8 protein-coding genes are annotated in these 10,020 nt (G+C 40.4%); 6 read left to right on the forward strand and 2 right to left on the reverse strand.

Translation table 11 applies throughout. The annotated features are described in order from the left end of the window. Nucleotides 1–298 precede the first annotated feature (298 nt). A complete protein-coding gene (locus Q0590_RS35825; RefSeq protein ID WP_302042495.1) occupies nt 299–2,611 on the reverse strand; it encodes an erythromycin esterase family protein in 2,313 nt (770 codons plus the stop codon). Nucleotides 2,612–2,730: 119 nt separating this feature from the next. After that, nucleotides 2,731–4,071, reverse strand: a complete 1,341-nt coding sequence (locus Q0590_RS35830; protein WP_302042496.1) for an erythromycin esterase family protein — start codon at nt 4,069–4,071, stop codon at nt 2,731–2,733. A gap of 333 nt (nt 4,072–4,404) precedes the next feature. On the opposite strand from Q0590_RS35830, the gene Q0590_RS35835 reads away from it, so the two are divergent. The 6 genes from Q0590_RS35835 to Q0590_RS35860 all read left to right on the forward strand — a co-directional run bounded on the left by Q0590_RS35835 (nt 4,405) and on the right by Q0590_RS35860 (nt 9,654). Then, nucleotides 4,405–5,862, forward strand: coding sequence for a TlpA family protein disulfide reductase (locus tag Q0590_RS35835; RefSeq protein ID WP_302042497.1), 1,458 nt, complete (start codon nt 4,405–4,407; stop codon nt 5,860–5,862). A gap of 110 nt (nt 5,863–5,972) precedes the next feature. Next, nucleotides 5,973–6,476: a hypothetical protein gene (locus Q0590_RS35840; protein WP_302042498.1), complete on the forward strand. Its 504-nt coding sequence runs from the start codon at nt 5,973–5,975 to the stop codon at nt 6,474–6,476. 206 nt (nt 6,477–6,682) lie between these two features. Further along, a complete protein-coding gene (locus Q0590_RS35845; RefSeq protein WP_302042499.1) occupies nt 6,683–6,901 on the forward strand; it encodes a hypothetical protein in 219 nt (72 codons plus the stop codon). Between the two features lie 535 nt (nt 6,902–7,436). Next, on the forward strand, nt 7,437–7,823 hold the full coding sequence (locus Q0590_RS35850) for a hypothetical protein (RefSeq protein WP_302042500.1): 387 nt from the start codon (nt 7,437–7,439) through the stop codon (nt 7,821–7,823). Then, nucleotides 7,820–8,722 (forward strand): IS3 family transposase, encoded by a 903-nt coding sequence (locus Q0590_RS35855; protein WP_302042501.1) that lies wholly within the window; start codon nt 7,820–7,822, stop codon nt 8,720–8,722. The genes Q0590_RS35850 and Q0590_RS35855 overlap by 4 nt, the downstream gene beginning before the upstream one ends. A 260-nt stretch (nt 8,723–8,982) precedes the next feature. Then, on the forward strand, nt 8,983–9,654 hold the full coding sequence (locus tag Q0590_RS35860) for a hypothetical protein (protein WP_302042502.1): 672 nt from the start codon (nt 8,983–8,985) through the stop codon (nt 9,652–9,654). The last annotated feature ends 366 nt before the right edge of the window (nt 9,655–10,020 follow it).

Below are 10,020 nucleotides of genomic sequence, written 5' to 3' on the forward strand. Positions count from 1 at the left end.
AGGGAATTGGTATTGCCCGCAGGATTTGGCTAGAGCAAGTCTATTAAAATATCAAACTGACTTAAGCTTTGTTTCAAATACCGCCCCTTTCTTATTCCCATTTACAATAGAAAAGTGGGCAAGAGGGGAAAAGATACTTCTTTAAGATAAAAGGAAGGTACCTTTTAATTCCCCCTCTGGCCCCTTCCTTTACATAATTCCATTTATGTAACTTCAAAAAATCCTGTTTTCAGTAGCTAAGCCGTCCTACTAGGAAACGTTAAACCTTTATAATTTGCTTGTTTTTAAAAGTTTATGCCTATTTTGTTACTCCTATTGAAGGAGTAGACTGATGGATATATAACAGGGCATCAAATTCTTTCTTTAGTTCATGCCTTGTAAAATTATATTCCTGCCCGGCGGCAACGGCTCCTATATCTCGAAAGAATAATCGCTCAAACAGCCATTTGTTTTCTTCTTTCAAGCTTAAGCCTTGTAGCGGCAACAGGGTGGCTGGTATGTTTTGCTTATGCATCCCTAGAGAATGAAAATAATACTCATAACTTCCAGGATAAGAAACTTGCGCTTTCACCTGAGCTAGCTGGTTATCTTCGATGGCCCGGTAACTCCCCTGATGAAAACTAAATCCTGCGGCAAAATAGGCGTCTCCATACTCTCTTTTCAATCGTGCTCCCATGGGTATAATAAATTCCTTTCCTTGTTTAGCAATATGGTTGTTATGTGCCCAAATGGCTACTTTCTCTCCCTTATGCCGGTTTAGGGTCCAATGCAGATTTTCTGCCATACAGGCATCCCGGTAGTTGTATTTATCTGGCATATTTTGCAGGGTCACATATTGATAAATCAAACGCTCATTTTGCTTTAGCCAAGCTAGTTCATCTAAGGAGACAAGATCTCTCAGCTTGGCTACCTCTAAGCGATCCCTAATCAATTGCAGCAGAGCCTCAATCGTTGTCAGGAGCGTATCCTTCTTTTGCAGTCGTACATTCCTTTGACTTGGCTCCGTTTTTAACTGCCCTACAAGCGGTTTTAACCTCGAAAGATAGCTCACAAGACTGCTATCCTGCTTTGAGGCAAAAGCGAGCAAATTTTCAATGGCTACTCCCGCTGATTGCATATCAAAGCCAACAAACTGTATTTTTTTAGCCGGCTTGGCCGCATTGTAGCTTCGCATCCATTCGATCATGGCGAGTATTTCTTCTGTATTCCATGTCCAGAAGCCTAACCCGGCTAAGAGCGCTTTCGCCTCTCCTTTTCCATGCAGGATATAGTCATTGAGGCGGGCGCTGGCTCCCATTTCTGCCTCCATAGCTAGTAAAGTAAAACCTTTTTGTTCTACTAAATAGCGAAAGAGGCGATGTTTCATTTCAAATATCTCATGAGAACCATGGCTTACCTCACCTAAACCTACCAGCCTGCTTTGCCCAATGACGGAATTTAAGCGTAGTAAATCTTTTTGTTCGCCCTTGGGTGAGGTTGTTTGCAGGCTTATTACCTTACTTTTTAACCAGGAAAGTTGTTGCCCGGTAGGTAAGCTAACCGAAGCAGTCGTTGGATCTTGGTATGGAGTGCCATCTACCAGCACTTCTAACCCTTCCACCAAGACCTGTTCCTGGCCAAAGGTAGCTATCCCAAAAGAGGCCGTGGTTAGAAAAGCATTGGCAGGAACACTTGCTTGAATATCAAAGGGTATCCACTCCTGCTCAGCGGCAGGCAACGTATAGGGTATATACTGATACCTTTCATGATATCCTCTGTCTTCAAGCAAAAAAGCCACATACAGGTGGGCTTTCTGGTGGGCTGACCCTGTCAGCTTTAGTTGACCTTTGAAGGAAAGCATCTTGCCTTGTAGGCTGTCTAAGGAAAGCTGTTTGAGAAGTAAAGAGGGCGCTGCTTGCCTTAACACTGACGAAGATTCATGATTGTTAGGGAGAGTTGCTGTGTGCTGAGCGAAAGGGTCTCCGGTGGAAAAAGCTGCCTGCACCGATGAGCTATCTTGCCTAGGAGGGGCAAGAAAAGGCTCTGTCCCTTGTAACGGGCTATCGATATATACCTCTTCTCCCATCCATACCTGCATGGCATCAAACCAGACCTTGCCTTTGCCAAAGGTGCGTAGGCCAATGGCTATTTTATCGGCTTGTTCACTCACAGGTAGTTGAAGGGATATCTTTTTCCAGGTAGTATCTGCAAAAACACTATCGATGTTTTCCGCATAGGCTAATCTTTCTGATTGCCTTTCAGAGAGCACACTGGCATAGATACCGGCAAATCCGGTAAATGCTTCTGCTTTCATATATACATGAAGCGAAAGAATTTTTCCTTTGAATGGATCTATGGGCAGCGAGCGGGTATAAATAGATAGTACCTTATTCTGCGGCTGAATGAGCATGCTTCCTCTTCCTTGATGGGCGTGGAGGGTATCCAGATGGATGGGATGGGTACTAGTAGCCCATAGTAAGAAAGGCTTCCCCTTATTTACGGTAGGCTCAAAGTCAAAATTGATCGTAGCTTGATATGACCCGGAGAGGTCTTGAGCCAGGCTTAGAAACGGATGGAAGCTGAAGAAAAAAGTGGTGATAATAATTAGGCAAATCCAAGAAATTTTGTGCATAAAAGAGTAAATGAAGCGAATGATAGGTGATGAGTTTTTTTTAGAATAACAAAATACCGTGCCTTTAAAAAGTATGGTAAATGATTAGTACATTCCCTATTTGTTTCTCAAAGGGTTTATTAATTTTTTTTCTCCCTCGAACGCTCTTGCTTCCCCCAACTGGGCTGCATTTGATCAATATAGAAAATACCATCAAAAACTTTTGTCCAATCGGCCTCAAATAAGATAGTGTGATCTAACCGGGCAAGCATCGGCTTTGTCAGCCATCGCTTTTGTGGGGCTATTTTGTTCAAATCCAGGAAAGCTAGCTTTTTACCCGTTTGATGCAAGAGGGCATTCAAGCTGCCTTCTGGAGCAGCAGGCACCTTCTGCTTTGGATCCATCTTTACATGACCGGTTTGTCCTTCATAGGAAAGAGAAGCAATCACATACATCTTTTCTCCATACCTCTCATAGAGGTAATCCCCCATGGTGGTGGCTCCTTTAAATAAGTCTCTACCGGATTTAGCTACAAGGCTCGATGAGTTCTTGAGCAGATGAGAGATATTGCCCCATAAGATGATTTTTTTTCCTTGGAGAGGCCCTTCCAGCAGCCAGATGACATTTTTAGCCATTTGCACATCCCTGAGGTTAAGCAGCTCTCTTGTGGCAAGTTCGCCTTTGTAAAGCTTCTCCATCGACCAAAGAGATTGGGCATGTAGGGCTAGATTATGCATCAATTGCACATAAAAAGCCTTCTCTGTTAGACTAGAAGATTCAACTAAAGAAACCAGGTGCGCTAGTTCTCTATGAAACAGATCTTGCTCTTCCACAGAGGGATTGGTATAGGGAAGTTTGTAGTGAGCAATCTTTTGAGCCATGTCCCGGAATGCCTGATACTCTTTGGTGAGAGCATAGGAGGCGTCTATTATCTTAAGTAAGGAATCTAGTTCTCCAATAAACTCCTCTCGGCCATAGCTGCCAGTAAATTGCGAATCAAATCCTGAAAGTAGCAGGGGAGTAGGGGTATGGGCTTTATGGGCTATGTAGTCAAACAAAGGGGCTGCTTGTTGGCTTTGACTCCAGATAGAAAAAACACTTTTCTCAAAGGCTTGCAGGGGATCCCTACCTGCCTTGATCTGCTGCCAAGCCTTGTGACAATCATAAAAGCCACTTTCAAAAACAATAGCCTCAAAGCCATACTGCTCATGTAATAGCTTGACAAGCCTGCTAAATTGGGTAAAGGTGCTGCCATCTCCATGATTTTGTTCGCCAAGGGCGATGATTTGTTTGCCTAACAGCGCTTGATCAAAATAGTCCTTGGTTTGCCCAGAAGACCACGGCCCTTCTGAAAGGGAAACCATATCCAGCTCTATCCAGGCTAGGGCATCAGATTTTGGTTGACTATAGACTTCAAAGAAAATATTATGTAAGCATAGGAGTTGGAAAAAGAAGTAGCAAACAAGGAGCGATCGACTCATTGGAATAAGCAGGGAGGTGAAACGATTCTTTCTTGAAGGGCTTTCTTTATCAACGTTTCACAAGTGTGTATCTTTTACACATGATAGATTATTTTAGAGGTGGTATATATTCCTATGGATAGATCTACAATTTAAGCCATGCGGCTTTACATGAGGACACTTCAAAAACTTAGAAAAAGAGTAAAACAGACATTTTTCTTGTTTTTAAGGAATCTATTTATAAGATTGAATAGAGGAGCGCTACAAATTGCCTTCTTCCCACAAGCTTAATGAACGGGCTTTATATTCAATTTTAAACAATGCTTGTGCTATTCCTTTCTAATCTCATTGGCTATGAAATTAAAGGCTAGTATTCTTCTGTTTTTATGTACTCCTTTCTTTGGGTTGGCCCAGCCCAGTCCTACACAAGTTACCTTAGCTGGAAAATTTATAACAAACAGTTCCTTTCTCGATAAGCTTTTTCTTTTAAGCTGGACCAATCAGCTAGGCATGGCCTATCAGGATACGATTCTGTTAAAGGAAGACAACTCTTTTAGGCTACTAACAGCGAACATAAAAGAGCCAGTCCTAGCAAGTATCACTTACCAAAATGGCAAAACAGCTGGCACCAGGCTGCTGCTTGCTCCCGGCTACCACTTATCAATCATAGTAGATGTAGTTGATTCCAAAAATACCCGCATTACTGGCAAAGGCGGGGAAGTCAACAGCTATTTTTCTCTCGAAAAGAAACTTCTGAGCGATTCACTCTTTGTAAAAACGTACCCAGATCCATACTCCCTTTCTGAGCAGGCTTTCGAGAGCTATATCCGCAGGCGTAAGCAGATAGCTGATTCAGCCCGTCAGCTCGTGTTTTCAAGGGCCACAAACGATCCTTATCTGCCTTCTTTCGAGCGGATGCTCCATTTAGAAAACCGCTATGAAGTCATTGCTTTGGTGCATGATCAAGCCTGGTATTCCTCTAAACAACCTCAGGCTATGATAGAGCACCTACTGGGAACTAGTTGGAAGCAAGAGTTAAACGATGCGGATAATTTACTATCGCCCAAATTTCGCAATTTTCTGCCATATGTAGCCAGGAATGCATATTGGGCAAGGCATGGGTATAGAGTTGCCCCCGATAGTATTCCCCCTCTATATAGATATGAATTTGCCACTGAGTACTTCGGTGGGAAAGTACGAGATTATGTCTTGGGTAGCTATATCTGGCGCGACATTGCTAAAGAGTATGCTTCTAAAGAGCGTTTTACCGAAAGTATGTCCTCCCTATTACCCTTCTTGCAATTAATCCAAGATCAACGCTTAAAAACATATCTTACTTCTGTCCAAAAAGAAAAACTAACTTACTTGCAAAAGCCCGGGCTACGCTTAAAAGCAGGAGATCGGGTTCCTGCCTTTTCTCTGCAAGATGAAAAAGGGAAGCTGCATTCCTTGGCTGACTTTAAAGGCAAACTCCTTTACATTGATCTATGGGCCAGCTGGTGCGGCCCCTGCCGGGAGCAACAGCCGGATATGAAACGATTATACGAAAAGTATAAAGATTCCCCTATTGAATTTATCAGCATTGCTCTTTGGGATCGCTATCCGGCCTGGAAAAAAGCCTTGGCGAAAGAGCAGCCGGCATGGCTCCAATTATTTGATCCAACCGAAGAGATAGCTCAAGCTTTTGGTGTAAAGTCTATTCCGCACTTTATTCTCCTAGACAAAGAGGGAATAATCCGTCAGATCCATGCTCCCAAGCCAAGTGCCCAATCAAAAATAGAGGCACTCCTTGATCAGCAATTAGCTAACTGATTAGCTACACAGGATATTAGGTAAGCAGAATAGTGATCTGCTTACAAAGGCAATAAATTCTATCTAGTAAAGTTTGATAAGTAAGTTAGCCATCCATAAAGAACCCTGCTATGCCTAAAGTTTATCCCCGGAGAATAGTATTAGCTATCTCCCTACTAATGAGTGTAAGCGGTTGCAACAAAGCAGTAACTACGGCAACTAGCCGGGTTGATCAAGGCGGGAATGCCGGAAGGGATTCATCAACCTATGTTTTAACAAAGGATACCCTTTCATTTCCATTTGACTATAAGTGGGAAGAGCTAGGAGATTTTGGAAAACCTATTTCAAAAATACCTGCGGTGGATAACAGCTCGCCTACGAGCCGTGTAGGAATGCCGTCTGGCCAATTATCCGGTAGGTTTAATTTTGATGAGCTAAAAGATCCAAAGTATCTGCATTTCTTAAATGGAACCAGGATAGAGGAGAAGAAAAAAGAGAAAATCCTCAAGAAAATAAAGCCCGAAGATGTAGAAACGATCCAGATCATGACCGGCGAGGAAGGGGTTAACCTATATGGTCAGAAGGCTATTCATGGGGTTATTTTAATTGAGACGAAAAAAAATAAAACACCTTAAGCTACAAATCATCAAGCATGGGGAATACAAATGGCTTCTTACTCATTTTTTCCATTAGATATTTTAGCTGTAAGGCTAGTTCATGGGTATCGTATGGCCAATTCCTGAAACCGCCTTACACTAACCTTGTAGAGTGATGAATACGCAAAGCGTATATAAACCCCTTATCTTAACTTGTATCCTCTTCATACAAGGTATTTTACTGCATGCCCAAAGTCAGGCAGAGCTGGATACAGCCAATTTTTGCTGTGGTTGAACAAATGCTCCAATATCCGGGTGGCTACAAAGAATTTGAAAAATATGTCTTAAAGCGGCTAAACAAAGAGCCGACAGAATTAGCATTACGTGATAGAGTCCAAGTGGTATTTATCATCGATAAATCAGGAGCAGTCCAAAACGCACGTATAGGCATAGGAGGGGAGTAGATCCGGAATTAGACAAAGAAATCCTTCATGTTATAGAGCAATCTCCACCATGGATACCTGGTCAGCAAAGAGGCGTGGCGGTGTATGTACGAACAACGGTTGCCTTACCCATAGCAAAAACAAAAATAAAGTAACAACCGCACTCAACATCAAGCCTGATCAAGAGCCTAAGGCTGCGTAAATTTATATACATTATACGTGCCACCAAACCTTGTTATTTGGGTAAATAATTTTGTTCATTCCTTGTGCTTTGCATAGCCATATAATCAGTATCCATAACTAGAATCGATAAGTATTGTACCTAATAGTATGAACCATTGAGTAGATGGTAAAGAAATATAGAAAGTTGTTATGCACCCTTTTGCTTTTGCGATTTTCAGTAGGCAACAAAAATGTAGGCAAGAGGGGAAAAGATTATTTTTAACCGAGGAATAGAAGTATTTTTTATTCCCCTCTTGCCCCTTACTTATCATAAATAGACTTATTTAACCGGAGGTCAATTCCTGAAATGGCTTTACACTAACCCTGTAAAGTGATGACTAAAAAGAAATTAACCAAAACCGCTAAGAAGTCCTATTCTCCGCTTGAGAAGCGAAAGATTGTAGAAGAAGTCCGATCCGGGTTCTATTCCTTTGCACAAGCAAGGAAAAAATATATCTTGTCCAAAACAAAATTTAGTAGATGGAACCGGTGGTATTTCAAAATACGCTTGCTTCACCATTTCAAACCTAAATCTTTACCCACTATGAAAAAGGCTAAACAGTCAGTGGAAGAGTTGAAAAAACAGCTTTTAGAAGCCCAGGCACAGATAGATAAGCTGCAACTTAAGAATACAGCTTTAGAAACCATGATTAACATTGCTGAGAAACAATTAAATGTTGACATCAGAAAAAAGTCTGGTTCCAAACAGTCAAAGAATTGAATCAGGCGTGGCCTTTAACAGCTATGGGCACTGTGTGTGGACTGTTTGGAAAAACAAGACAAGCTTACTATGAAGCCTGTTGGCGGGAAGAAAAAGTGATCAATGAGCAAGAATTGATCTTACAAGAGGTAAAGCGGATCAGAAAAGATCTACCGAGAGTAGGCACAGATAAGCTGTATTTCTTATTAGCAGATTTCTTCAATAAAAACCAAATAAAGATTGGCAGAGATAAATTATATACGCTTTTGAGGGCACATCATCTATTGATCAAAAGAACCAAAAGAAGGGCTATCACTACCAACTCGAATCATCCTTTTTATAAGTACCCTAACTTAGTTCAAGATTTTATTCCCTTAAAACCTAATGAGTTATGGGTAAGTGATATCACCTATGTATTGCTACCGCATAAATTTGCTTACTTAAGTTTGATAACCGATGCCTATTCCAAAAAGATTATCGGCTGGTCACTGCAGGAAAATCTGCAGTCAAAAGGCCCCTTGGAAGCCTTGAAAATGGCATTGCATCATTCTAGAAGAAATCTTGATAACTTAATTCACCACTCTGATAGAGGCACGCAATATTGTTCACATGAGTATATAAAGCTACTCAAGAAACATGAAATTAGTATTAGTATGACCCGAGATGGAGATCCGGGTGAAAATGCGATTGCAGAGCGTATCAATGGTACAATAAAAAATGAGTTTTACTGTCGTGGTTTCATTTCTTTCCCTTTGGCTAAAGAAAGTATCGCAAAAGCCATCCATGCATATAACTACTTACGTCCACATGCTAGCTGTGATTACTTAACCCCTGCTCAAGCTCATGGTAAAGCAGGTATACTGAACAAAAGATGGTCTAGGAATTATTCTAAAGATTACAATTTATTAAATGCTATTTGAGTTACTTATTTTATCTTCAATCCTGTAAAGCTATTTTAGTAATAGACCGGATTGATTCACGCATCAATAGTGTATATTTCTCTATACTTTAATATACAGGCTATAAATATCCACTATATATATAGTGTGTGTAGAATGTTGCCATCAATATAAAAGTAATTATAAAATTATTCTACTTATCAGCATAAAGGGCATATTCATTCTATCGTAGATGCTTGGATGTTTCTGTATACTTATTTATTTACTAAATTTTATTATGTATGAGAAAAAAAACATGGATGATCTGCCTTTTACTCTGCTTAGGCTGGCAACTACAGGCGCAAGAAAAAGAAGAAAATAGTAGAGAAGTAGAGAGGTATACCTGGGATATTGGCACAGATCTGCTGTTTCTGATTAACAAAAATGTCGTTCCCCCTTCTCTGTTTGTCAGGTGGAACAGAGAGAAAGACAACAAATTATCTGCTTACAGATTCAGGTTAGGAGCAGATTTTGCTCAGCATTTGAATCCTAACAAGATTGATACCAGTTGGGCAGGGAGCAGTTTTAAGAAAACAGCTTTCACTCTTTTTAGTAGTGTAGGCAAGGAATGGCAAAAACAATTTAACCAGTTTCAGCTATTCTATGGCGCAGATGTTTTTCTGCAATATACTTATGAGGTATATGAAGGCGCCATTTTATTCGGTAAAGATTATTATCCCAGAAACAGAAACCTTATTACCGGTATTTCTCCGTTTGTGGGTATGAAGTTTTTTATTCATTCCCGCATATCCCTATCAGCCGAAGCCCATGCGAATATGGCTTATAATAGCATGGCCATACATTCATTTGATGCGGTAGCCAATCCACCAACACCTTCTAAACTTACTGCAAATTTTTTTCAGCTACGATTCAATCAACCCCTGTATGTATTTCAACTAAGTTATCATTTCTAACCTATGCACATTACTAAAAAAGTAAAGGATATATAAGATAAACTTATACATTATCAATCTTCAATCATAGCCCGTGCAGGTTCCATTCCGTTGTACTATATATAGATATGTTCTCTGAAAGCTCTTGTTCTAAACTTCTGTAAAGTTCAATAATCCTATTTACATAAAAAGTAATTATTGAACTTAGGGTTAATTCCTGAAATAAAGTAATAGAACATAAATTAAGTTGTAAGAAGAAAGACAGGTCTACCTCTCTGTTAGTTTTGTTTTGAAAGTAGTATATCTTTGTTCGATCACCATAATTTGTGTTGATGAAAGCTTTTTATAATCTGCAGCGTTTCTGGCCTCACTTACTAGTTTTACTTA

This window comes from Rhodocytophaga aerolata, assembly GCF_030503435.1.
Taxonomy (GTDB): domain Bacteria; phylum Bacteroidota; class Bacteroidia; order Cytophagales; family 172606-1; genus Rhodocytophaga; species Rhodocytophaga aerolata.

Excerpts from the sequence above, each read along its gene's own strand:
- Q0590_RS35845 (WP_302042499.1), top strand. The coding sequence starts at position 6,683 with ATGCCCAAAGTCAGGCAGAGCTGGATACAGCCAATTTTTGCTGTGGTT.
- Q0590_RS35850 (WP_302042500.1), top strand. The coding sequence starts at position 7,437 with ATGACTAAAAAGAAATTAACCAAAACCGCTAAGAAGTCCTATTCTCCG.
- Q0590_RS35825 (WP_302042495.1), bottom strand. The coding sequence starts at position 2,611 with ATGCACAAAATTTCTTGGATTTGCCTAATTATTATCACCACTTTTTTC.
- Q0590_RS35830 (WP_302042496.1), bottom strand. The coding sequence starts at position 4,071 with ATGAGTCGATCGCTCCTTGTTTGCTACTTCTTTTTCCAACTCCTATGC.
- Q0590_RS35835 (WP_302042497.1), top strand. The coding sequence starts at position 4,405 with ATGAAATTAAAGGCTAGTATTCTTCTGTTTTTATGTACTCCTTTCTTT.
- Q0590_RS35840 (WP_302042498.1), top strand. The coding sequence starts at position 5,973 with ATGCCTAAAGTTTATCCCCGGAGAATAGTATTAGCTATCTCCCTACTA.
- Q0590_RS35860 (WP_302042502.1), top strand. The coding sequence starts at position 8,983 with ATGAGAAAAAAAACATGGATGATCTGCCTTTTACTCTGCTTAGGCTGG.